Here is a 23,682-nt window from a genome sequence, read left to right as displayed (position 1 = left end):
ATTGCGAAAGGTAGTCATGTGGCTAACGGACTCGAGATAGAGGAAGCCGAGCGGATCGTCTCGGTTGCGACGCTTGCGAGTCGAACTTCGTCAGTGCTTGAGAAGCTGCGCGATTCAGCCCGTAGTGCGCGGGCTGATGACCGGCGCGAGCCGACCTTCACGATCAGCAAGGCGGCCGAGTTGGTAGGTCGAACGCCGGCGGCGATCCGCGATGCGGAGAAGGACGGGCGCCTTCCCGAGCCATCGCGGACCGACACCAATCGACGCGAACGATATACGCTGGCTCAGCTGAATGACATGCGAGGGGTGTTCGGAACCCGTCCCTATCGGGCGCCAACTGATCCGTGCTGTGTCGTTGCCGTCCAGAACTTCAAGGGCGGGGTGGGCAAGTCCACGGTAGCGGTCCACCTTGCCCAATATCTTGCGATCCGGGGCTATCGCGTTGCCCTCGTCGATTGCGATAGCCAGGCTTCTGCAACGACGCTGTTCGGCTACGTTCCCGATCTCGACCTCGGCGAGGACGATACGCTCTATCCGTTTCTCCGGGAGGGCGAGCGGTCATCGCTCGATTACGCACTGCGCAAGACGCATTTCGATGGCCTCGAGCTGATCCCGGCGAACCTCCGCCTGTTCAACTCGGAGTATGAACTGGCCGCGCGCATGGCGCGGGGAAGCGACGGGCTTCTCGACCGCTTGAAGGAGGGGGTCGAGAGTATTTCGGATCGTTTCGACGTGATCGTGATGGATCCACCGCCGGCGCTGGGCGCCATCTCGCTGTCGGTTCTCCGCGCGGCGAACGCTCTGGTCGTTCCGGTGCCGCCGACGGTCATGGATTTCTCGTCAACGGCGGCATTCCTGTCGATGCTTGATGAGACAATCGAGCAGCTGGCCGAGCGTGGTTTGGCGCCGGAGCTTCAGTTCTTGCGGTTCGTCGGCTCCAAGGTCGACGAGAACAAGTCGATGCAAAAGGAGCTGCTGCATTTGATGCGGACGCTGTTCGGGCATGCGATGGTGCGGACACCACTCAAGGATTCGGCCGAGATCGATAATGCAACCGCCCGGCTGATGACCGTGTATGAGCTTGATGGCCCTGCGACCAGCTCGGCCGTTCGCAATCGCTGCCTTGGTTATCTCGACGGCGTGAACGCGGAGATCGAAGTCGATATCAGGTCGATGTGGCCAAGCCATCAGGCAGCGTTGCGCAAGGCTGCGCTGGCGTGAAAGTCCGAAATTGCACGCGTGCAATTTTGCGAGAACAAGGAACAATTGCACGCGTGCAATTCGCTAGAGGGAGGCTCGAATGAGCAGGAAAAACACCGGCTTCGCGGCCGATCTGGCGGCGGGCATCGACCTGTCCGAGGAGACTCCGCCACCGCGTCGCTCGGGCCTCGCTTCAAACGTGCTGACGGGGCGCTCGAATAGGCTTGCAGACCTTGCTTCCGGCGCGATCGTCAATCGCACGCATGAGCTTGTCGATCCGGCGCGCTGTCGAATGTGGGCAGGCCACAACCGCGACTACGCGCTGCTTACCGAGGAACGCTGCGCCGATCTGATCGAGAGCATCAAGGCGCAGGGGCGCCAGGAGATGCCGGCGATCGTGCGGCGAGTCTCAGGCGATCCTGACTTCGATTTCGAAGTGATCTGTGGAGCGCGGCGGCATTGGTCGATCACCTGGCTGAGAACCCACAATTATCCTGACTTCAAGTTCCTGGTCGATGTGCGCGAAATCGGGGACGAGGAAGCTTTCCGACTCGCCGACATCGAGAACCGGGCTCGTGATGACCTGACTGACCTTGAGCGGGCGAGGGACTATCTGCGCGCGCTCGACACCTATTACGACGGCCGCCAGAAGACCATGGCCGAGAGGCTCAAGGTCTCCGAGAGCTGGCTGACCCGCTACCTCGATCTGGCGCGCCTGCCAGAGGAGCTGACCCGGGCGTTCGTGAATCCGCAGGATCTTGGCATTCGCAACGCGATGGCCCTTAAGGGCCTTCTGAAGCCGGAGGACCGTAAGGCGAGGGCCTACAAGGAGGCAGCGCGGCTTTCCGAAGCGCAGGCGGCGAGCGGCGAGGCGCTGCCGGTTCTCGATGTGATCAAGGCGCTCACCTTGGCGGTAGACCCCCCCAAGAGGTCAGGATCCCCCAAGAGGTCAGGAAAGCCGGAGACCATCTCCAGTTCAACCGGGAAGCCGGTGCTCCGGATTGAGGGCGCCGACCGGAAGGGCATTCGCTTGACCCTGCTGAGCAAGGGCGGAGCGTCCCGCCAGGATGCGGAGGAGGCAATCCGAGCGGTACTAGATCAGCACTGGGCGTGACGCGGACGAGGCCGACGCCAGGAGCTTGCGGGCACCTTGGGGCGTCACCTTCAAAAGGCGCGCGACCGCGGCGGGCTGAAGTCCCGGGTAGGAGAGTTGGAGCCGAGCGAGCAGGGGAGCCTTGCTCCGCTTCGTGGCCTGGAGATCCAATTGGATGCGCGCCGCCGCACGTTCGAGGGAAGCCAGTTCCCGAAGCCCCGTCTGAGCCGTTCGGCCAATCGCCTGCACCATCAGCCTGGCGAGCTCAGCGGGGGAGGGGGGCAGGTACTTTGGCAGCAGGATAAAAGAGGGGATGACCCGCGTGGTGAAGCCGGCGCGGTAGAGCATCCGTGGCACGGCGACCGCAAGCAGCCAGTTTCGGTCGCGACCGCGCGGTGGAAGGTTGAGCGTCCGACCATCGAGACTAACTACATCCCATCCGCTTGTGGGCGCTGGCTCGGTGGATGCGGCCAGCTCGAAGATGCGGTCCGCGACGCTGAGGAGGTCGCCAGTAGGGAAGGGGGCGTCTGCGGCCGCCTGCACTTGCCGCCAAAGTGGACCGAAATGGGCGAGGTCCGACGTCGCATAGGTTTCCGCTTCAGCGCGATCGTCCAAAACGGAACGTAGCGCATTCAGCGTCGCGCGGGCGAGTGGGTCGCTGAGGTCCTCATCCCGGCTGAGGGCGATGTGGAAGATGGCCGCCACCGAGATCGGATCGTTGAGTCCCTCGGACGAGCGGGGAGGGGGCGTGCGGCCCGCGATCCAGTCTTGCAGGTCTCTCACTGCGATCGGCACGCCGGCGAGGCCGCAAAGGGCGGAGGCTCCTTCAAGACGCGAACGGGCGAGAAAGATGTCCGCGCTTGTGCTACCCTACAGGCGGCCGTCGAGGCGCCCCAGCAGGAGAAAAGGGTCATCGGCGGGAGGGTTGTCGTCGCGGGCCATGGGTAACCGACGATGCCACGCCGAGAAACCAAAGTCAGTAGTTGGTTTCCTCTCTCGTACGTTGTTTTGCATGGACCCTTGATAATCGCACTTATCACATAAGCAGATTTGACCGTTCTTTATAAGGTGGGCTACAAGTGTCGGTTTCCCTATACGACCGGACTCCAGCGTTTCCCGCGATGTAGCGCGTCAGGCTGACCCCAAACCTCCGGACTCCGATACCAAACCACTGGACTGGCATTGGCAAAGCGCCGGAAAGTCGCGGATTGGGGCGCTTTTGAACCTTTGAGTGGGGAGGGGGCTCAATCCCTCACGGGTATAGGCGCTGGCGCGGCGCGCAACATTCTCTCCTTGGATCACCGGCGCGCGTTCATGGCGATCAAGACCAGCCGCCACTTGCTCAAAACTCTATCGTACGGGGACAACCGGTCGTTTGACCCCGTTATATGGAATGTGACAAATGGCTTTGATCGGCTACGCGCGGGTCTCGACCGACGAGCAGGACACGGCCATCCAGCTCAGTGCGCTGCGCGCCGAAGGCTGCACGGTGATCCTCGAGGACAAGGCGAGCGGGGGCAGCCGCGATCGTCCGAACCTCGCGCGTGCGCTCGCACGCGTCGGGCATGGCGATACGTTGCTGGTGGTTCGGATCGACCGTTTGGCACGATCGCTTTCGCATCTGCTCGAGATCGTGGAGACCCTGAGGGGGAAGGGCGCCTATTTTCGCTCGATCAACGATCCGATCGATACATCGAGCGCGCAGGGCATGCTGATGACGCAAATGCTCGGCGCCTTCGCGGAGTTCGAGCGTGCGCTGATCCGCGAGCGGACCCGCGCCGGTCTTAAGGCGGCCGTTGCACGAGGAGCTAAACCTGGAAACCCGAAGATGCGCGCACGCGATCCGGCGGCGATCGCCGATATCCGCTACAGCCTCAAGGAACGCTATCTCAATGAGTTGATCGACGATCGGCACCGCTGGTTGCCGACGGTTGCCAGATTGCGGCCGCATCTGCCTTGGGCACTAGTCCTACGGCAAATCCGCGCCATCACGCCACCCGTGCGCTCGTTCAGCGAGCGAACTCTGGTGAAAGCGTGCCGAGCCCTGGTAAAGGCCGGCTATGCCGATGCAATCATCCTTGACCAGGCACCGCGCCTGCCGCCTGATACGCGGGTCGCGCGGCTTGTCGCCGATCGCCTGAAAACGCATCCGGATTCCTCGTTACGGGACATTGCGTCCTGGCTGACCCGAGATCTGCGTGAGCCAACGCCGCGCGGCGGATTGGCATGGTCGCCCGAGGGCGTGCGGCGGGTGATTGGGCAAGCGCAGAAGCTGCAATTGCTCCAGGATTGATCCAGAGCTTCCTTTTTGCGAATAATTCGCAGATAAGCGCGGTCAGGAATTGCGAAGTTCGCAGGATTCGGGCTTAAGAACACTTTGGAAGGAAAGGTCTCTCGACCTTGCTATGTTGATCGTCCGGCTACTTTCCTTGCTGTTCGTGCTGACGCTGGCTTTCTCCCACGGCGGTCCGATCGCGTCGATCAGCCACGATCACGCGCTCACGGCCGAACATCATCATGCCGGGCATGGCCATAGCCCTAGCGATGCGCCCGATACCGATCATGAATCGGACGGGACCAGCGCCCATGTTCATCTGCTCGTCGACCGGCTCGCGTATGCGGCGCCGGTCCCGGCGACGAGGCTTGACCGAGCGCCCCGACACTGGCCGCACAACCAACCGCAACTGCCATCGGCCGTTCTCGCGCCGCTGCTCGAGCCACCCGCCGCCTGAGCCTGATGCGGCAGCCGCCGCGTGAACGCGGTGCGGGTTTGTTTCGCGCCGTTTCTCCAGGCATGTGCCTGGCGGGCCGCTTGCCCGTCCGGCGCTCAGGAAAGTCATGTCATGAATTCCTTACGGGCCAGACCTCCGGCGATTTGCCGCACGGTCCTCCTTGCCCTGATGGCCTTTTCCTTCGCTGGCGCGGCTTTCGCGCACGGCGTCGCCGAGGGCGATCAGGGCTATATCGAACAGACGAGCGGGCCACAGATCGGCGCGTTCCTCTATCTCGGCGCCAAGCATATGGTGACGGGCTACGACCATCTGCTGTTCCTGTTCGGCGTGATCTTCTTCCTCTACCGGATGAAGGACATCGCCGCCTATGTGACGCTGTTCGCGATCGGTCACTCGACGACGCTGATCGCGGGCGTCCTCATGGGCACGAATGTCAGCGCCTATCTGGTCGATGCGATCATCGGCCTGTCGGTCGTTTACAAGGCGCTCGACAACCTCGGCGCGTTCCAGCGATGGTTCGGCGTCCAGCCCAATACCAAGGCGGCGGTGCTGATCTTCGGCCTGTTCCACGGCTTCGGCCTTGCGACCAAGCTACAAGACTTCTCGCTGTCCCCGGATGGGCTGATCGTCAATCTCCTCTCGTTCAATGTCGGCGTCGAGATCGGGCAGATCCTCGCGCTCGCCGCCATCCTTATCGTCATGGGCTACTGGCGGCGCACGCGCAGCTTTTCGGCCCATGCCTTCACCGCCAACGTCGTGCTGATGACCGCGGGCTTCGTGCTCACCGGCTATCAGCTCGCGGGCTTTGCTCTGGAAGGAGCCGCATCATGAACCAAGTTCCGCAACCCGGCATCGGGGAGTTGCCGAGCCTGCGCCAGCTCAACCGCGCGACCCTGATCGCTCTCGGAGCCGCCGCCGTCATTCTCGTGACGACCGTGCTTCCGGCCGAATATGGCGTCGATCCCACCGGCGTCGGCCGCTTGCTCGGGCTGACCGAGATGGGCAAGGTCAAGCGGGCGGAAGCCGCAAGCCATGCCGTCCCGGCGACGCCCGTGGCCGCAGCGCCCGCCGCATCCCCGGCGCCCGCGCTGAAGGCCGGGGAACGCGTCGAGGTGAAGCTGACGCTCGCTCCCAATGAAGGCCGTGAGGTCAAGGCGACCATGAAGGCGGGCGGCGAGTTCGACTATCGCTGGGCCACGGATGGCGCGGAGGTCCGTTTCGAGCTGCACGGCGAGCCGGCAGGCGCTGCGAGCGACGACTATACGAGCTATGAGAAAGGCAGCTCGGCTGGCGCATCGGGCAAGTTCCGCGCGCCCTTCGACGGCACGCATGGCTGGTATTGGAAGAACCGCACCGACCAGCCCGTCACCATCACCGTGACCGCAACCGGCGACTTCGAGAAGTTCGCCGCGCTTCCCTGAACCTCATTTCCAATCTGAAAAGGATATTTCCATGCGTATTGCTCTTATCGCTCTTGCCGCCTTCGCGCTCCATGCTGCCCCGGCGCTCGCCCATCCCGACCATGACGACGAGGAGCATGAGGCGCGCACCCCCCAGCAGACCGCCCGCGACAATGTGGTGCGGCTCATCAGCCAGGCGAAGCTGCCGGCGAGCTGGTCGAAGGCGACCGTTGCCGGCACGCGCGAGCGCACCAGCCAGGGTCAGCGCCAGACGATCGTGACCTTTCGCAACGAAGCCGAACCGAATGCGGCGCGCAAGCTGTTCCATGTCGTGCTGACGGCAGGCGGCCAGTTCGTCTTGGGCGACTTCCGCCAGCCTTGACCCTGCAAGGACGCCGGGGCCATCCCCCGGCGTCCGCTTTTCCGACTCCGCGATCCTATCGGATCGGCCAGTGCGGATGCAGTTCGTCGATCACGAATATATGGGCCGCGCGACCCTGCGGATGGCCTTCGGCGAGATGGGGATGGTCGGGCGGAAGGGCGGCGTGATCGTGCTCCACCACGTCGGCATCCTCCTTTGGCCAGATCAGGAACGCTAGTCCCACGCCGATCAGCGACAGCGCGGCGGCGACCGCGAACGCCAGGCCCATGCCACCCTGCGCGCCGGTCTGGCCAGCCAGCGGATAGGCGACGAGCCAGCACACATGGCTGAGCGCGAACTGCGCGGCGAACAGGGCGGGCCGATCCGCTTCGCCCGACGATCGTCGTAACAGGCGGCCGCCCGGCGTGATGCTCGCCGAATAGGCAATGCCGAGCACCGCCCACCCCGCGAGAATGACGCTCCAATAGCCGGGCGAGGCATGACCGCGCCATGAGAGAGCCAGCGCGGCCAGCGCGATGGTCATTGCCGGGGCCGCCGCAAGCATCACCGTGCGGTCGGGCAGCTTGTCGAGCAGGCGCGGCAGCAGCAGCGCGGCCAACATCGAGCCGCCGCCGAACGCGGCGAGCGTGATCGCCACCTCCCGTTGCCCCAACCCGAGCGCCGCCTGCACCAGCACCGGCGTATTGACGATCACCATCGCGCTCGCGGCGGCGGCGGCGAGCGTCACCGCCAGCAGCCCGCGCAGCCGGGGCGTCTTGAGATAGAGCCGGGCGCCGCGCGTGGTGTTGTCGTAGATGCCGCCTTTTGGCTTGGCGGCGGCAGCACGCGGCAGAACCGTCGTCAGGACCAGCAGCGCCGAGCAGGCAAAGCCGATCGCGGTACCCGAAAACAGCCAGTGGAAGTTCATCACCGTCAGCAGCGCGGCGGCGAGCATCGGGCTGGTCAGGCTTTCCATGTCGTAAGCGAGGCGCGAGAGCGACAATGCGCTAGTATAGTCCTTCTCGTCGGGCAGCACGTCAGGAATGGTGGCCTGGAAGGTGGGCGTGAATCCGGCCGAGGCTGATTGCAGCACGAAGATCAGGAAATAGACCTGCCAGACCTGATCGACGAACGGCAGCGCCAGCGCGACCAGCCCACGGATCACGTCCATCGCGACAAGGAAGCTGCGGCGCGGCAAGCGGCTCGCATAGGCGCCGACGGCCGGGGCGACGCCGATATAGGCGATCATCTTGATCGCCATCGCCGTGCCGAGCACGGCCCCCGCATCGGCCCCGGCGATGTCATAGGCGAGCAGGCCGAGCGCGACCGTGGCGAGGCCGGTGCCGACCAGCGCGATTATCTGCGCCAGGAACAGGTGGCGGTAGGTGCGATTGGCGAGAACCGAGAGCATGGGCAATTCCTCAGACTGTCCGCTCCCATGCGCGATCGACGCATGGGAGCGGCATGGGTCAGTTTATGGCGGGCGCCATGTCCGGCGGCGTTCGCGTTTCGGGTTCGGCCCTGCGGCCATGCACGAGGCGATAGAGCGCGGGCAGGACCAGCAGCGTCAGCAGTGTCGAGGAGATGATGCCGCCGATCACAACTGTTGCGAGCGGCCGCTGCACTTCCGCGCCCGCGCCGACGTTGAACGCCATCGGCACGAACCCGAGGCTTGCCACCAGCGCGGTCATCAGCACGGGTCTCAGCCTGGTGAGGGCGCCTTCGCGGATCGCATCCTCAAGGCCGTTGCCACTGGCGCGGAGCTGCCGGATGAAGCTTAGCATCACCACGCCGTTCAGGACCGCCACGCCCGAGAGCGCGATGAACCCGACACCCGCCGAGATCGAGAGCGGCATACCCCGGATCAGCAGCGCCGCCACGCCGCCGGTCAGCGCCAGCGGCACGCCGGAGAAGACGATGGCGGAATCCCTGGCGGATCGGAACAGGCCGTAGAGCAAGCCGAAGATCAGCAGCAGCGCGGCGGGCACCACCAGGCGCAGCCGCTCGGCCGCCGAGATCAATTGCTCGAACGTACCGCCATAGCTCACCCAATAGCCGGAGGGGACTTCGACCTCGGCGTCCACCTTTTGCTGAAGCTCCTCGATGAACGAGCCGAGATCGCGCCCGCGCACGTTGGCGGTCACGACGACGCGGCGCTTGCCGTCCTCGCGGCTGATCTGGTTGGGTCCGATCACCACCTCGACCTTGGCGACATCGGCGAGCGGCACGAACCCGCGCGGGTTGGCGCCATTGCCTGCCAGCGGAATCCGCAAGCGCCCGATCTCGTCGGCCTTGCTCCTGATGTCCTCGGGCAATCGCACGATCACCGGGAAGCGCCGGTCGCCCTCGAATATCCGCCCGGCCTCCCGGCCGCCGATCGAGACCGCCACCACCTCCTGGATATCACCGATGTTGAGGCCGAGCCGCGCCAGCGCCGCCCGGTCGGGCGTGATCTGGAGGACGGGCAGCCCCGTAACCTGCTCGACGCTCACATCCTGCGCGCCCTCGATGCCGCTCACCACGCCTTCGACGGCCTGACCGATCTCCAACAACTGATCGAGATCGTCGCCGAACACCTTGATCGCGACATCGGCCCGGACGCCCGACAGCAGTTCGTTGAATCGCATCTGGATCGGCTGGGTGAACTCGTAATTGTTGCCGGGAATGGTCGCGGCGGCTTCCTGCATCTCGCGGACCAGCTCGGCCTTGGGCTTGCGCGGGTCCGGCCATTCGCTGCGATCCTTGAGCATTATAAAGGTATCGGCGACCGAAGGGGGCATCGGATCGGTCGCCACTTCGGCGGTGCCGATCTTGGCGACGATCCGCTCGACCTCGGGGAACCGCTTCAATCGCGCTTCGAGCGTGGTCTGCATCTGGATCGCCTGGCTGAGACTTGTGCCGGGGATGCGCAGGGCGTGGAGCGCGATGTCGCCCTCGTCGAGATCGGGAACGAACTCCGATCCCATGCGCGTCGCGGCAAAGCCCGCGATGGCGACCAGCGCCACCGCGCCCGCGACGAACGCAACCCGGAGCCGCAGGGCGGCATCGAGCGCGGGCGCATAGACCTTGCGCGCCCAGCCCATCAGACGGCTTTCCTTCTCCTCAACCTTGCCGGTGACGAACAGCGCGACTGCCGCCGGCACGAAGCTCAGCGACAGGATCAGCGCGAAGGTCAGCGCCATGACGACGGTGATCGCCATCGGGTGGAACATTTTCCCCTCGACGCCGGTGAGCGCGAAGATCGGCACATAGACCAGAGCGATGATGAGCATCCCGAACAGCGACGGCCGGATGACCTCCGACGTCGCCGACGCGGCGAGCGCGAAGCGTTCCTCGCGTTTCAGCAGCCGCCCTAGCTGGTGCTGTGCCTCGCCGAACCGGCGCAGGCAGTTCTCGACGATGATGACCGCGCCATCGACGATCAGCCCGAAGTCGAGCGCGCCCAGGCTCATGAGATTGCCCGAGACGCCCGCGCGCACCATGCCGGTGATGGTCATCAGCATGGTAATCGGGATCACCGCCGCCGTGATGAGCGCCGCGCGGATATTGCCGAGCAGCAGGAACAGGACGACGATCACCAGCAGCGCACCTTCGAGCAGGTTCTTCTCGACGGTCCAGATCGCCCGTTCGACGAGATCGGTGCGATCGTAGATCGGCACGGCCTTCACGCCCGCCGGGAGCGCCCTGGCCGCTTCCTCGAGCCGCGCGGCGGCCGCGCGCGCGACGATCCGGCTGTTCTCACCAGCCAGCATGAACACGGTGCCGAGCACGACTTCCTGGCCGTTCTCGGTCGCCGCGCCGGTGCGCAGTTCTTCGCCCATGCCGACATCGGCGACATCGGCCACGCGGATCGGTATCCCGCCCCGATTGGTTACGATGATCGACTTGAGATCGTCGATGCCCGACGCCTGGCCCGGCACGCGGACCAGATATTGCTCGCCGTAGCGCTCGACATAGCCCGCGCCGACATTGGCGTTGTTGCGCCCCAATGCCTCGACAACATCGTTGAGAGTAAGCCCATAGGCCGAGAGCCGGTCAGGCAGCGGCGTCACATGATACTGTCGCTCATAGCCGCCGATGCTGTTGACCTCGGTGACGCCGGGGGTGTTCCTGAGCTGGGGCCGGATCACCCAATCCTGAAGCGTGCGCAGATCTTCGGGTGTATAGCGGCTCCCATCCGGCTTGCGGGCATTCGGCGCCGCTTCCAGCGTATACATGAAGATCTCGCCCAGCCCGGTGGCGATCGGCCCCATCTCGGGCGCGACGCCATCGGGAAGCTGGTCGCGCGCCGTCTGGAGCCGTTCGTTGATGAGCTGGCGCGCAAAGTAGATATTGGTGCCGTCCTCGAACACGGCCGTTACCTGGGAAAGACCGTAGCGCGAGATCGAGCGGGTATATTGCAGGCCCGGCAAACCGGCGATCGCGGTCTCGACCGGGAAGGTGACGCGCTGCTCGGCTTCGAGCGGCGAGAAGCCGGTCGCTTCGCTGTTGATCTGCACCTGGACGTTGGTGATGTCCGGCGTCGCGTCGATCGGCAGGCGCTGGAAGGCCCAGACGCCGATGCCGCAGAGCAGCGCGACAACGACCAGCACGGCCCAGCGGAAGCGGATCGCGGAGGCGACAATCTTTTCCAGAAGAGGTGGGCGTTCAAGCAAGGGCGTATGCTTGTGGGTGGCGGTCTCAGTGGTCATGGCTGGCCCCCGACTTGTCGATGTCGGCGCGGATCAGGAAAGCGCCGTCGGTCACATATTCGGTGCCGGGTTCGAGGCCGCCGAGCACTTCGGTCCATTCAGGCGTGCGCCGCCCGATCTCCAGCATCCGCACCTCGTAGGTGTTGCCGACCCTGGCATAGACCACCTCGAAATCGCGGAACCGCTGGATGGCCTTGGTCCTGACCGCGAGCGGCACTTGCGCTTCGGCCACGGCGAACGATCCCTCGACGCCCATGCCGGGGCGGAAGGTTCGCGACGCTTCGGGCGGCAGATGGACATGCGCCATCATCGTCTGGCTGGCGACGTCCGCGGTCGGCAGCACGGCTTCCACGGGCGCGTCGAGCTTCGCTTCGCCCGACAGGCTTCGCACGCTCACCCGCTGGCCCACGCGCACGCGCTCGGCGTCGCGGGGATAGACGAAGAACTCGGCATGGAGCTTCGTGGGATCGGCAACCACGAACAGCGCCCGGTCGCCGGTGGTGTCGCCGACATTGGCGTTCTTCTCGATGATGGTGCCGCTGATCGGCGCCGGCACCGCGTAGGTCTGGAGCGAATGGCTGGACTCGACGCGCAGGAGTGTCTGCCCCCGGCTGACCCGATCGCCCAGCTTGCCGGTCATCCAGACGATCTGGCCGGGAAGCCGGGCGCGGACATCGGCCTTGCCTTCGGGCGTGATCTCGATCCGCCCGCCCATGTCGATCAGCTCGGCAACGGTCGCGGAACCCGCGCGCTCGGTCTTGACGCCTCCGGCCCGCGCCGCCTCGGCCGAAATCGTCGTCCGGCCCTCATAGGAGGCGTAGGTCCAGTTGTGCGTGCGGCCGCCTTCGACCGCGCGCACCTTCACGTCGAACGAATGAGGCTCGATCACCACACCGCCGCCGCGCAGATAGTCCTCCTGCGGGGTGAAGGCAAAACGATCGACCTTGCCGCCAAGGCGCGACAGCTCGATCGCAAGCTGGACTTCGCCTGGCGGAATGGGCTTGTCTTTCCGGTAGGCATAGACGTGGAACTCGGGATCTACGCCATCCTCGAAGATGGTGATCTCGACCGCGAAATCGCCGTCGCGCAGCATTCGCCCGCGATGCGGCCCGCGTTCATAGTCGTCGGCGGCAGCGGCCGCCTTGGGTTCGGCCGCCTCCTTGGTGGCAGGGGACTCGCCGCATCCGGCGAGCAGGGAAAGAGCGAGCAGCGAGCCCGCGAAAAGGAAGGATCGTGTCATCAGCGGTTCTCCGCGCTGGCAAGGAGGGAGGCATGGCGACCGGTCAGCCGGTCGAGCCGGGCGCCATCGAGATGGAAGCGGCGCAGCAGCTCGACCCGGCGGGACCGGGCATCGACGACGGCCTGCTGGGCCTGGTTGACTTCGAGGAAGGTGAAGGCGGTGCCGCCGCGCGCGAAACCATCGCGCACCAGCACCACCGCGCGCTCCGCGCTCGGCAGAACCTCGCGTTCGATCCGGACGATCTCGGCGGCAAGGCTCGCCCGTTCGGCTGTCAGCCGGTCGATTTCACGCCGCACCTGCACCCGCGCGACGGCGATCTCGGCTTCGGGGGCCTGAGCTTCGGCATTGGCGCGCGCGACATTGCCGCGATTGGCGGCGCGGTTGCCGAGCGGGATCGAGCCGCCAACTATAATCGCCACGTCATTGCCTTGCCCGAAATGGCGAACGCCAACCCGCGCGGTCGGGTCGCCGGCATTGCCGGTCTCCGCAAGCCGCACGCGGGCACCGGCAGCGTCGCGCTCGGCGGCGAGCAGGGCGAGGTCGGGACTGTCCTCGGCCGCCGTCGCGCCGGGGGTAGCGATCCCGAACGGCGAGGGATCGAGATTGTAATCGGCCGTGCCGCCCCAGAAGGCAGCGAGACTGGCGCGGGCGATCCGCGCAGTCTCCCGCGCCTGATCGAGCGCGATGCGGGCTTGCGCCACGGCGGTCCTCGCCCGTTCGCCCGCGAACAGCGGATCGAGCGCGCGCCCGACACGGCGGCCGGTCTCCGCTTCCACGCGCTGGGCGGCGGCGAGGCGCTGTTCGGCAATAGAGATTACTGCTTCGGCTGCCAGCGCATCGACCCAGGCGGCTTGCACCTGGGCCAAGAGGTCGAGCATCCGTAGGCGGTTGCGCTCGACAGCGATGCCCAGGTCCGAGCGGGCCGCACCGATGCGGGCTTCGCGCTTGCCGCCGCGTTCCCACGTTCGCTCATACCAGGCGGTGGTCTGCGATCGTTCGAGCGGGGAATGGGGGCCGGTGCCCGCGAAATCCTCGACATCGACGCCGACGACATCGCGTGGCCGCACATCGGCTTGGGTAATGGCGGCATCGGCCGCACGGAGCCGCGCGGCGTTCGCTGCGACGGAAGGATCGCCGGATGCGACGCGCGACAGCGCATCCGACAGGCTGAGGGACTGCGCCGCGCCGATTGAAGGCGCGGACAGGGCGGCCAGCGCTGCGCCTATCGCAAGCGCGCGCCGCAAACGCGCCGGTCGGCGCGCAACGAGGATGGAAAGCATGACAAGAACGGCCTCACGAGCAGGCGTGGCAGATGCCGCGCCTCACATGACGCGGCGGCTCAGCTTGGGATCGCGAGGCTCTTGGGAGGTCGTTCGGGGCCGGGAATGCGCAGGCCTGGTGTCTGGTTATCCGGCGCAAGCCCGAGCAGTTCGCTGGACAAAGCGACTTGGACGGAATCCGCCGAGGCCGTCACCGGCACAGCCGAGCCGCCATCGCCATGATGGTGATGGCTGCCGGGTAGATGGTCGGACGGATCGTTGTCGCCGGGTTGGGGCACGTGATGATCGTCGGCATGGTCTTGTATGATGGAAGCATCGCTGAATAAGGAATGGTCGTGTTCGAACGAAACACCCGGCGCATGCTGGATCTTGTCGATAGACGTGGAAAGCGAGGCGCCAGCAAAGACGACGGCCAAGGCGATACAAAACATCGCCCAAAACCGGTTCGCCAGGAAGAGCCTCGAAATGCGCATGGATGGGGTTCTAGCCGGTGAAGGGCGGGGGCTCAATCAGTAACCGCTTCCAACGACATGGAATCAGCTTTGGCCAGCGAGATCGCGAGGTTCGGTTTGTTCGTTTGTCGATGCATGGGCGAATACGTTGCGTATCGCTCGATGCGCCGCTTCCAGCTTCGAGATCGTGAACCGGCGGGCCATTCGCTCTCGTGCGGCTTTGATCTGAGAGATAAAGGCGGAAGACCAGTGTCCGTCTGTCATCAGCAAGCGATCGAGCACGCCACGATCTGCTCTGGCAATGAACCGTTCGATCGCTGACGGTGCGTCAGGACCAAAAAGCGCGGCGCCTATCTCGGGATTGGTCTCGATGATGCCGCAAGCGGCGGCAAGCAGGCGCCGGCGCAGGAGCGGCGATGCGGCGGCGAGCGGGTTGAGAGTGTCGCTCGAATAGAATTGGAGGCCCATGTAACCGGGCGTCATCGCGTCGCACGCGAAATCGTTCAGCGGGATGTTCCGTGTCCTGCACCACCAATATTCGTCGTTTGGCGGCTTCCTGGTCAGGAGGCGGCAAATGCCTCGAACCTCGTTGAGGAGTTGGTCGGCCGACGTGAAGTTGAAGCGGAACTGGTCGGGGGTCCTACCCTTTATCGCGCCTATGCATTGCTGCTCGAACGCAATAACATGATCCCAGCAGAGCAGGGCGTCCTTCCCGGCATAAATGGCCGGGGCCGAGGTTCTTTCCATCGGTTGCCAGCAGGCATCGCAAATCATCCGCAGCGGACCGCGCGCGGGCATCGCAAATCGCCATGTCCGCGATCCGCAACCATTACAACGATCCTCCAGCGGCCAGCGGTGCCGATGGCAATAGCCCACAGCGGCCAGTACCCACTGACGCCGGACGTGCGCTGGCCGGTCGGATGCGAAATCTTCCGCGAGGCACCGGCTGCACCAACTGACGTGCAGCCGCGGCACCGGGATCAGCCCGGTAGAACCGGCTGAGCCCGGCGGGTGTTCCCAAGCCAGAAAATCGACCGGTAAGTAGGGATAGTGCTTCGCAAGACTATGTTCGACTAAGCGCGTCGCCGGCACGTTGAGGTCGTCGGCAGTCCCATTGAGCCAGGCTCTTGTCGGGCGAATATCCGGGTGGCGCCAGTCGCCCTTGCGATTTCGGACAGCCTTTGGCTCCGGTAGCGCTCGCCCTCGGCGGGAATGGCGCTGACGCGCGTGCCAGGACGTCAGCAGTTCGTCAGCGAAAGGATTTTCATGCCGCACGGCGCCGCAATGCCCGCTTGGCACTGGCGATGACCTGCATCGAGACGAGCGGGAGCAATAGCTGCTCATCATCGAAGCTGTCGGCGTCGATCATCTCGCGGCCGCTTCGGATCGCCGCGATCGCGACAGCCTCCATCAACCGGAAGATTCGGCCTGTCACGCCCTCACTCAATGCGATGACGCGCTGGCGGACCTCAGCTTCATCGAGCAGGGAAGGGCGGCGCAAGGGGAGCAGACCGGCGAAGCTCGCCATGAGCTGGCGCAGGGCGTGATCGTTGCGCCAGGGTGAAAGCTCGAATGCGGCGAAGCGGTCGGCGAGATTGGGATCGGTGAGGATCGCGATACGCGCATCTTCCGTGCCCGCGCACACGATCGGAATTCTGAGGTCGTTGGTCAGAAAGCGAATGGTGTTGAGAAAAATCCGCTGCTGGCGCGGCGAGCCCGCCAGCATCTTGTCGATTTCGTCCAGAACCAGCACCTTGGTCCCGAATTCCCCGAGGGTGCGACGGGCCAGAGAGCGCAGTGATCGCAGGGAGATATGGTCGAACTCGGAGTAGTTCATAGCCAGCATAAGCTCGGTGTAGAACTCTTCCTCGGTAGGCTGTGGCGGCATCTGGACCATGACGACCGGCATAATCGTAAGGCCGGCATTCTTATCGTACCGGGTTGCGTGCAGCTCTGCGAAGCGATTGAGGATCTCGCTCTTGCCCATGCCAGTGGAACCGAAAAGCAGGAGGCAGGGCATGCGGCCGCGCGGGGGATAGGTCAGCAGATCTTCGAGCCTGCCGAGCGCGGCTTCGGATTGTGGCAGCGATAGCCATCGATCGCGTCTCAGCCAGTCGATGCGTTCGTCGTCGGATAACCCTGCCTGCTCGCGATATGCCGGAAACAGATGATCGTAGAGGTCGGTCATAGTCGCTCCTCGATCTGGAATGGAACGATAGGCGCGCTATCCTCCGGCTCGGACGATACCGGCAAAGCCATTGAAGGAACTGCGGTGGCAGGAGGGAGGCCAGCCTCCAGCGCATAGGCGATGCGCTGGGCGGATTTTCGCGCAGCCTTGGTCTTGTGGGCCGCTTCGAGGACGATGCGCCGCTGCTCGTTCACCATGTCAAACAGCGATTGCTCGTCGACGGCCTGACGCCCGCGTTCGCGCAGTGCTCGCACCGCGAGGTCGTGCTCGAACTTCGTGATGGCAGGCCGCCGCCGATCACGGAGCGGAACCGTCAAATGCTCGGTATCGGACAGCTCGACGTAGACAGCCGAGAGGTTGAGCGGATTATACTTGATCGGGAGCTTGTGATCGCAGTTCGCGAGGAGGCCGGACAAACTGCCATGCCAGTAAAATGCATGGAACAGCTCGATACCCTCACGCCTGACCTTCCGCATCTCGAACGGGAGAAAGTTGAAGAGGAAGCGAGCGGGATCAGCCGGGAGCCGGAGCGGGTCAGCGCGGCTCCCGAGCCCGTCAGCCCAGGCCGTGAGCGGAGGAACGCCAAGCTCGCTGTGAATCGAGCCATGATAGACGCCGACCTCGAGTGTAAACCAGCGCTCGAACTCGCGCAGCGTCATGCAGGCTTGGCCCTCCGCGTCGTAGTCGCCTTTGGCCTGGATGTTTGAGAAGGTCGTACCCGGTAGGAGATGCACGGCGCCGACCGCGGTTCCGATCAAGCGTTCGATGTGGCCACCGTAGTGCGGCGTGCGCCGGGGGCGGTGCTTGAGGTCGATGCCATGCTGCTCACAGCCACGCTCGAGCGCCCTGGACCTAAACTCTGCGGCATTGTCGAGATGCAGAGTTTCGGGGATGCCAAAGACGGGATAGTCGAGATTGATCTCGCGTTCTTGAAGCCAGGCTGCCTTTGGCAGGACCGCATGGCGGATCGCCATGCCTACAGACGTAGCTGAGGGTTTCTCGAGCGAGATGTAGAAGCCCGGAATGACTCGGGTCGCTATGTCGATCTGGAGGGTGAGCGTTGGTCGGCCAAGCGGTTTGCGGAAATGCTCGTCGACGATGATGATATCGGCGGGTGTGTGGTCTATTTGTACGATCTGCAGCGGGTAGTCGGCAGTGTAAGATCGAATCACGGGTCGGTATCGATCAGACGCTGCCTTCGCGCCTTCGCGCGTTCTGGTGAGGCGTTCTCGGTCAATCGCGGCAACGCGCGCGGCGATAGTCTTGCGAGTGGGCGCGCGAAGGCCGCGTTCATAACAGGCATGCCGGATGTCGCGCTGCAATCTCGCGAGGGTCGGTTTGGGGCGCGTCAAGTAGAACCGTTCGATTTCGGAGGCGATCACTTGGTCGATCTCCGGCGCCAGTCGGCGACGCCCTTTGGGAAAACCTTCGGGCCGATCGACGAGGGAGCTGGTAACGGGCTCAGCGCGATAGCGGGCGACAAGCTCAACGACGCGCGACCTGCTCAGGCCCAGCTCCGCGCTCGCGTTCAACATCGCAGCGCGGGTAATCTTGGGCAGGCTGGCGAGTGCACGAATAGCCGGCTCGCGATTGCAAGCAATGCTCCAGGCTGTAGAATCCGCTCTCGTAAGAGCTGTGCCCGTTTCGGCCATGACCTATCCCCGATCTTGCCAGGGACTCGTGTTGCCGGGTCCACCGGTATTGTATCAGAAACGGGATGGACGGGCGAGAGTCCGGAGGTATTTGGGATAGATGAAGATTGAAAAGCCTGGCAATTTCGGTCTGTCCGTTTGGTCAAACTGACAACAAGCGCGGCTGAGGAGCGAGGCGCGTCGTGAGCACCGAAACCGCCCGGGAAGGGCCAGAAATCCCCGTAGCGCCGCCTGAGGCTGTCCTGCCGGCCGTCAGGGCGCCGGCCGACCTTGCGTGGACGATCGTGCAGATGCGCGCCGGCGAGCGCATCACCGTCAACGAGGGCCTGATCGCCGCCTATCAGGCCGCTTCATCGCCCCATAGCATCCGTGCGCTCAAGTCCGACGTCGAGGCGTTCGATGCGTGGTGTAGGCGCAACAACCGGATTGCACTGCCGGCGACGGCCGAGACGGTGGCCGACTATCTCGACGCGCGGGCAGGGCAGGGGGCCAAGCCCGCCTCGCTTGGCCGCTACAAGGCGTCGATCGCCAAGATCCATCAGCTGCTTGATCTCAAGGATCCCACCCAGGCTGATCTCGTGAAGCTGCGGCTACGCGCGATCCGGCGCGAGAAGGGCACCGCGCAGGCTCAGGCGCGTCCCTTGCGCTTCAAGGGGCCAGTGCGAGACGTGGAGCGCGACAGTCCTCGCGGACTGAATGTGCGAGCTTTGCTGGAGGCGTGCGCGGGCGATCTGCCAGGCCTGCGGGACCGAGCCCTGTTGTCGGTGGCCTATGACACGGGGCTCCGTGCATCGGAGCTCGTCGCAATCAGCATCAATGACATTCTCGAGGCGCTTGATCCCGAAGCGCGCCTCCTCGCCATCGCGCGAAGCAAAGGCGATCAGGAGGGCGAGGGAGCCACAGCCTATTTGTCGCCCCGCTCTGTGCGGGCTGTCGCGGCGTGGAGAGAGGCCGCTGGGATCGACGCGGGGCCGTTGTTCCGGCGGGTGCAGGTACGGCGCTACAAAGCGCGGGCGGCTGTGAAGGGTCGTTCGATCGACAGCATCTCGGGCCGTGAGACTTGGGATCTGCGCAAGACGCTGTCCAAGCCCGCTGTGAAGGCGCGGGTCGAGTATGACATCGGCGCCGCGGCGCTCCATCCGGGATCGATCGGCCCGATCTGGCGGGCAATCATTCAGCGTGCGTTCGATCGCGGCGCATTGGGCGACCTTACCGCTGACGATCTGGCCCGACTGCTGAAGGGAATAAGCGCTCATTCGACGCGGGTGGGTCTTAATCAGGACCTGTTCGTCGCGGGCGAAGATTTGGCCGGGATCATGGACGCGCTGCGCTGGAAAAGTCCCCGCATGCCGCTCGCCTATAATCGTAATTTAGCGGCCGAAGCAGGAGCGGTTGGTCGCCTGTCTCGCAAGCTGGAATGACTGAGTTTGGGACATTCCCGACGTTCGCCTGTGACATGTTAAACGGCAGCCCTGATTACAAGCCGACGTTCCCGCACCTCCCGACGAACGGTCTCGGCAGTATGCTCGGCTTGTCGATGAATGGGTGACAGGAGTTGGCCTGATGCGGAGCGAATACGGCACCCGCTCACTCCGCCGAACGAAGGCATCGATCACATACAGGGCGCCCGGCAATCTACGGGTTGTCCAGATCCTGCTCGGCCATAGCAAGATCGAGAATATGGTTAGCTATCTCGGGATCGACGTGGAAGACGCCCGAAAATACCGAAATTTGAGTGTTGGCCCCTCACCTATGGCGAGGGGCCATTTAGCGTAGCCACCAGCGGAGCATTCCGCCCACAAGCGCCAACGCGAAAACGCTAGCAGCCCAAATGCCGAAAAACCATCCAAGGCGACTCAGCCAGAGCGGCATCAATGATACCCCTCAATGCCAACCTTGCCCCGGAAAACCCAATAGGACCAAGCCGTATATGCCAGGATCACGGGCACCATGATCGAGGCTCCAACCAGCATGAACAACTGACTGCGGACGGGCGCTGCAGCTTCCCAGATCGTCACCCGCGCCGGAACGACATCGGGCCAGATCGAGACACCAAGGCCGACCAAGCATAGCCCGAACAGGGCCAACGCCCAGAAGAAAGGCTGCGCATCGCGCTTCAATCGGAGGCTACGATAAAACAGGAATGTTACGACGAGCGTGGCGAGCGGCACCTGCGCTGTCGCGACCACGCCCGGGAAACTCAGCCAGCGCTGAAAGTATTGCGTTTCGAGCCGCAGCGTTGCGAGGCTGATCACGCCGATCATGATGAGCAGGCCGATGCCAAGCCGCCCGGCATAGGTCACCGTCTGCCGTTGCAACCCGCCTTCAGTCTTCCAGTTGAGCCAACAAGCCCCGAGCAGGGCATAGCCGACTAGCAGCCCGACACCCGTCAGCAGACTGAACGGCGACAGCCATTCCCACCAACCCCCGGCATAGCTGCGCCCCTCGACCGTGATGCCCTGTAGCAGCGCGCCGAGCGCAATGCCTTGCGCGAAGGTGGCGACGACCGACCCTGTCGTGAACGCCTTGTCCCAGAAAGCACGGTGCGCCGGGTCGCGCCAGCGGAACTCGAATGCCACGCCGCGGAACACAAGGCCAAGCAGCATGGCGATCATTGGCGCATAAAGCGCCGGCAGGATGATGGCGTAAGCCAAAGGAAATGCGGCAAACAGGCCGCCGACGCCCATCACCAGCCAGGTTTCGTTGCCATCCCAGACAGGCGCGATGCTGTTCATCGCGGTGTCGCGGTCCTGACCGACCTTGAAGAAGGGAAACAGGATGCCGATGCCGAGGTCAAAGCCGTCCATCACGACATAGGCGATAATGGCGAAGCCGATGATACAGGCCCAGATGACGGTGAGATCGATCATGACGATGCTCCCTCGATTATGGCCGGCGCGGGCGTGATGCCCGCGCTGCGAATAGGCGCATCGCCTAACGGCGTTTCATGCGCCTCAGGTGGCTTCTTCATCAGATGAAGCAGATACAAAATGCCCATGCCGAAAACGGTGAAATAGACGACCACAAATGCCAGCAAAGAGGTAGCGACCGCAGGAGCATCCAGCGGTGAAGCGCTTTGGGCGGTCCTCAACAGACCATAGATTGTGAAGGGTTGCCGTCCGACTTCCGTCACGATCCAGCCGGACAGCACTGCGATCAGTCCCGACGGCCCCATCAGCACAGCAAAGCGATGCAGTAGAGGCCAGTCGTAGAGCGCCTTGCGCCAGCGCGCGATGAGGCTCAGCATTCCGATCCCGAGCATCGCGAAACCGATCCCGACCATTACGCGAAAGGCCCAGAAGACGATACCGACGGGCGGACGATCAGCTGGTGGCACGGTGTCGAGCCCCCTCAAGGGCGCATCGAGTTTGTGCTTGAGAATCAGCGATGACGCCTTCGGTATCTCGACGGCATAATCCACCCGCTGCTTCGCGCTGTCGGGAATACCGAACAGGATCAAAGGCGCACCGTGCGGGTGGCTCTGAAAATGGCCTTCCATCGCCATCACCTTCACCGGCTGGTGCTTGAGAGTATTGAGCCCGTGCATGTCGCCGGCGAAGATCTGGATCGGAGCGACGAGCGCCGCCATCCACATCGCCATAGAGAACATCTTGCGTGCGCCGGGATTGGTGCGGTCCTTTAGGAGATGCCATCCTCCGACGGCACCCACGATGAAAGCGGTCGTCAGATAGGCGGCAAGGACCGTGTGAAAGAGCCGATAGGGGAAGCTGGGATTGAAGATGATCGTCAACCAGCTTGGCCCCGGCAGGAACTGGCCGTTAGCGCCAACCTCATAGCCGACAGGCGTCTGCATCCAGCTGTTGACCGCCAGGATCCAGAATGCGGAGATGAAGGTGCCAAGCGCGACTGCAAGCGTCGCGACAAAGTGCAGCTTGCGCCCGACTTTGTTGATCCCGAACAGCATGACGCCAAGGAACCCGGCCTCGAGGAAGAAGGCGGTTAGGGTCAGGACCCATTGATGTGGGAGGCGCGATCTGATTCAGGCTCCGTGAGGAGAGAGTGGATGAGCGACCTGTACTGGCTGACGGATGAGCAGATGGCGCGTCTGCAACCGTTCTTTCCCAAGAGCCATGGCAAGCCTCGGGTCGATGATCGGCGGGTGCTCAGCGGCATCATTTTCGTCAATCGCAACGGGCTACGCTGGTGTGATGCACCGAAGGACTATGGGCCGCACAAGACGCTCTACAATCGCTGGAAGCGGTGGAGCGAGAGGGGTATTTTCCTGCGAATGATGGAAGGTCTCGCGGCAGCGGAGGCCGTGCCGAAGACCGTCATGATCGACGCGACCTACCTGAAGGCACACCGCACGGCATCGAGTCTGCGGGTAAAAAAGGGGATCTCGGCCGTCTGATCGGCCGCACGAAAGGCGGCATGAACACCAAACTGCACGCCGTCAGCGATGCGGACGGGCGGCCCTTGAGCTTCTTCATGACCGCCGGGCAGGTCAGCGACTACACCGGCGCGGCAGCCTTGCTCGACGATCTGCCGAAAGCACAGTGGCTGCTTGGCGACCGTGGTTATGATGCCGATTGGTTCAGAGACGCCCTGGAAGCCAAAGGCATCCAGCCCTGCATCCCGGGCCGCAGATCGCGCAACGAGCCGGTCAGATACGACAAGCGCCGCTACCGGCGCCGCAGCCGCATCGAGATCATGTTCGGCCGTCTGAAGGATTGGCGCCGCGTCGCAACTCGCTACGACCGCTGCCCAACCGTCTTCTTCTCTGCCGTCGCCCTCGCGGCCACCGTCATCTTCTGGCTATGACCAATGAGTCCTGACCCTAAGCGTATGAGCAATCCCGGCTTCGTAGAAGACGTTCGGATTGCGACCGGTGAAATCGCACACCACGATGTGCGCCTTGAAGATCAGCGAGAAAACGTCTTGAATCACTGCTGAGTGCAGCCAGATGTCCTTGGCGCGCAGCGTCCGGTAGCTGGCCGCGGCGGCCGCGCGCGTGATCGTCTCGAACACAGGTTCGAACTCGGGCGCGAAGGGGGTCATCACCGCGATAAGGTCTGGCTCGACGCTACCCTCCGGTACCTCGAAAACGCTTGGTGTGAAGATGATGGTGCGACCCTGACCAGCGCTCGTGGAGATGAGCTCGCCGTCGTCGCCGTAGCGATCGCGAATGAAGCGGGCGACGATCTGCAGGTTGCGCGGATCCCGTTCGACGATCGAACAGAAGACCCCATGAGCGTTACCGGAATAGTCCGGATCGTTGAAGCTGAGGCTTCGCAGCAAGCGATCGTGCCCCCTAATCGCATCGAGCGCACCGGTGTGGACGCCAAGCTCCTGCCAGTCCCCGGCATTGAAATTGGCGACGGCGAGTCTGGCGAGCCGGATAAGCCATTGACGATCATCGTCGCTCAAAGGTG

The 23,682-nt window shown here is 64.0% G+C and carries 22 protein-coding genes; 9 read left to right on the top strand and 13 right to left on the bottom strand.

Annotation, left to right across the window (positions count from 1 at the left end; translation table 11 throughout):
* The first annotated feature begins 18 nt into the window (after nucleotides 1-18).
* Together JW805_20105 and JW805_20100 are read left to right on the top strand one after the other, a co-directional pair.
* A complete protein-coding gene (locus JW805_20105; protein MBN2974301.1) occupies nucleotides 19-1,221 on the top strand; it encodes an AAA family ATPase in 1,203 nt (400 codons plus the stop codon).
* A gap of 79 nt (nucleotides 1,222-1,300) precedes the next feature.
* Nucleotides 1,301-2,314, top strand: a complete 1,014-nt coding sequence (locus JW805_20100; GenBank protein MBN2974300.1) for a ParB/RepB/Spo0J family partition protein — start codon at nucleotides 1,301-1,303, stop codon at nucleotides 2,312-2,314.
* Here JW805_20100 and JW805_20095 read toward each other — a convergent pair.
* On the bottom strand, nucleotides 2,294-3,088 hold the full coding sequence (locus JW805_20095; GenBank protein MBN2974299.1) for a hypothetical protein: 795 nt from the start codon (nucleotides 3,086-3,088) through the stop codon (nucleotides 2,294-2,296). The two genes, JW805_20100 and JW805_20095, sit on opposite strands and share 21 nt — an antisense overlap.
* Nucleotides 3,089-3,695: 607 nt before the next feature.
* On the opposite strand from JW805_20095, the gene JW805_20090 reads away from it, so the two are divergent.
* The 5 genes from JW805_20090 to JW805_20070 all read left to right on the top strand — a co-directional run bounded on the left by JW805_20090 (nucleotide 3,696) and on the right by JW805_20070 (nucleotide 6,807).
* On the top strand, nucleotides 3,696-4,586 hold the full coding sequence (locus JW805_20090; protein MBN2974298.1) for a recombinase family protein: 891 nt from the start codon (nucleotides 3,696-3,698) through the stop codon (nucleotides 4,584-4,586).
* Between the two features lie 136 nt (nucleotides 4,587-4,722).
* Complete coding sequence (locus JW805_20085) at nucleotides 4,723-5,025, top strand: hypothetical protein (GenBank protein ID MBN2974297.1); 303 nt, start codon at nucleotides 4,723-4,725, stop codon at nucleotides 5,023-5,025.
* Nucleotides 5,026-5,136: 111 nt separating this feature from the next.
* On the top strand, nucleotides 5,137-5,856 hold the full coding sequence (locus JW805_20080; GenBank protein MBN2974296.1) for a HupE/UreJ family protein: 720 nt from the start codon (nucleotides 5,137-5,139) through the stop codon (nucleotides 5,854-5,856).
* Entirely contained in the window at nucleotides 5,853-6,446 is a 594-nt protein-coding gene (locus JW805_20075; GenBank protein ID MBN2974295.1) for a transmembrane anchor protein, read from the top strand. The genes JW805_20080 and JW805_20075 overlap by 4 nt, the downstream gene beginning before the upstream one ends.
* Before the next feature lie 31 nt (nucleotides 6,447-6,477).
* A complete protein-coding gene (locus tag JW805_20070) occupies nucleotides 6,478-6,807 on the top strand; it encodes a hypothetical protein (GenBank protein MBN2974294.1) in 330 nt (109 codons plus the stop codon).
* Nucleotides 6,808-6,862: 55 nt separating this feature from the next.
* On the opposite strand, the gene JW805_20065 is transcribed toward JW805_20070, so the two are convergent.
* The 8 genes from JW805_20065 to JW805_20030 form a co-directional block, all read right to left on the bottom strand.
* Entirely contained in the window at nucleotides 6,863-8,197 is a 1,335-nt protein-coding gene (locus JW805_20065) for an MFS transporter (protein MBN2974293.1), read from the bottom strand.
* Nucleotides 8,198-8,255: 58 nt separating this feature from the next.
* Nucleotides 8,256-11,477 carry a CusA/CzcA family heavy metal efflux RND transporter gene (locus JW805_20060; protein ID MBN2974292.1) on the bottom strand — a complete coding sequence of 1,074 codons (3,222 nt, stop codon included), beginning with the start codon at nucleotides 11,475-11,477 and terminating at the stop codon, nucleotides 8,256-8,258.
* Nucleotides 11,467-12,717 (bottom strand): efflux RND transporter periplasmic adaptor subunit, encoded by a 1,251-nt coding sequence (locus JW805_20055; GenBank protein MBN2974291.1) that lies wholly within the window; start codon nucleotides 12,715-12,717, stop codon nucleotides 11,467-11,469. Before JW805_20055 ends, JW805_20060 begins: the two co-directional genes overlap by 11 nt.
* Complete coding sequence (locus JW805_20050; protein MBN2974290.1) at nucleotides 12,717-13,997, bottom strand: TolC family protein; 1,281 nt, start codon at nucleotides 13,995-13,997, stop codon at nucleotides 12,717-12,719. The genes JW805_20055 and JW805_20050 overlap by 1 nt, the downstream gene beginning before the upstream one ends.
* A gap of 59 nt (nucleotides 13,998-14,056) precedes the next feature.
* Complete coding sequence (locus JW805_20045; GenBank protein ID MBN2974289.1) at nucleotides 14,057-14,470, bottom strand: hypothetical protein; 414 nt, start codon at nucleotides 14,468-14,470, stop codon at nucleotides 14,057-14,059.
* 63 nt (nucleotides 14,471-14,533) lie between these two features.
* The gene (locus JW805_20040; protein ID MBN2974288.1) at nucleotides 14,534-15,724 is read right to left on the bottom strand and encodes a TniQ family protein; all 1,191 of its coding nucleotides are present in this window, start codon (nucleotides 15,722-15,724) and stop codon (nucleotides 14,534-14,536) included.
* Nucleotides 15,714-16,637 carry a TniB family NTP-binding protein gene (locus JW805_20035; GenBank protein ID MBN2974287.1) on the bottom strand — a complete coding sequence of 308 codons (924 nt, stop codon included), beginning with the start codon at nucleotides 16,635-16,637 and terminating at the stop codon, nucleotides 15,714-15,716. The genes JW805_20040 and JW805_20035 overlap by 11 nt, the downstream gene beginning before the upstream one ends.
* Complete coding sequence (locus tag JW805_20030) at nucleotides 16,634-18,289, bottom strand: DDE-type integrase/transposase/recombinase (GenBank protein ID MBN2974286.1); 1,656 nt, start codon at nucleotides 18,287-18,289, stop codon at nucleotides 16,634-16,636. The genes JW805_20035 and JW805_20030 overlap by 4 nt, the downstream gene beginning before the upstream one ends.
* 452 nt (nucleotides 18,290-18,741) lie before the next feature.
* Here JW805_20030 and JW805_20025 point away from each other — a divergent pair, with 452 nt between their 5' ends.
* The gene (locus JW805_20025; GenBank protein MBN2974285.1) at nucleotides 18,742-19,710 is read left to right on the top strand and encodes a tyrosine-type recombinase/integrase; all 969 of its coding nucleotides are present in this window, start codon (nucleotides 18,742-18,744) and stop codon (nucleotides 19,708-19,710) included.
* Nucleotides 19,711-20,056: 346 nt separating this feature from the next.
* On the opposite strand, the gene JW805_20020 is transcribed toward JW805_20025, so the two are convergent.
* The 3 genes from JW805_20020 to JW805_20010 are packed head-to-tail and all read right to left on the bottom strand — an operon-like array spanning nucleotide 20,057 to nucleotide 22,214.
* The gene (locus JW805_20020; GenBank protein ID MBN2974284.1) at nucleotides 20,057-20,161 is read right to left on the bottom strand and encodes a DUF2474 family protein; all 105 of its coding nucleotides are present in this window, start codon (nucleotides 20,159-20,161) and stop codon (nucleotides 20,057-20,059) included.
* Complete coding sequence (gene cydB / locus JW805_20015) at nucleotides 20,161-21,159, bottom strand: cytochrome d ubiquinol oxidase subunit II (GenBank protein MBN2974283.1); 999 nt, start codon at nucleotides 21,157-21,159, stop codon at nucleotides 20,161-20,163. Before cydB ends, JW805_20020 begins: the two co-directional genes overlap by 1 nt.
* A complete protein-coding gene (locus JW805_20010; GenBank protein MBN2974282.1) occupies nucleotides 21,156-22,214 on the bottom strand; it encodes a cytochrome ubiquinol oxidase subunit I in 1,059 nt (352 codons plus the stop codon). The genes cydB and JW805_20010 overlap by 4 nt, the downstream gene beginning before the upstream one ends.
* A gap of 99 nt (nucleotides 22,215-22,313) precedes the next feature.
* On the opposite strand from JW805_20010, the gene JW805_20005 reads away from it, so the two are divergent.
* Nucleotides 22,314-23,071 (top strand): IS5 family transposase gene (locus tag JW805_20005; protein MBN2974281.1). Its coding sequence is split into 2 segments (ribosomal slippage): nucleotides 22,314-22,635 and nucleotides 22,635-23,071, totalling 759 coding nucleotides; the frame shifts between segments, so codons are not numbered across the junction.
* Here the strand turns inward: JW805_20005 and JW805_20000 are convergent.
* Nucleotides 23,066-23,677: a hypothetical protein gene (locus JW805_20000; GenBank protein MBN2974280.1), complete on the bottom strand. Its 612-nt coding sequence runs from the start codon at nucleotides 23,675-23,677 to the stop codon at nucleotides 23,066-23,068. The genes JW805_20005 and JW805_20000 overlap by 6 nt on opposite strands.
* Nucleotides 23,678-23,682: the final 5 nt, after the last annotated feature.

This window comes from Roseomonas aeriglobus, from assembly GCA_016937575.1.
Lineage (GTDB): Bacteria > Pseudomonadota > Alphaproteobacteria > Sphingomonadales > Sphingomonadaceae > Sphingomonas > Sphingomonas aerigloba.
Note: the sequence above shows the minus strand (reverse complement) of the source record. Positions and strands in the feature narration are given on the sequence as shown.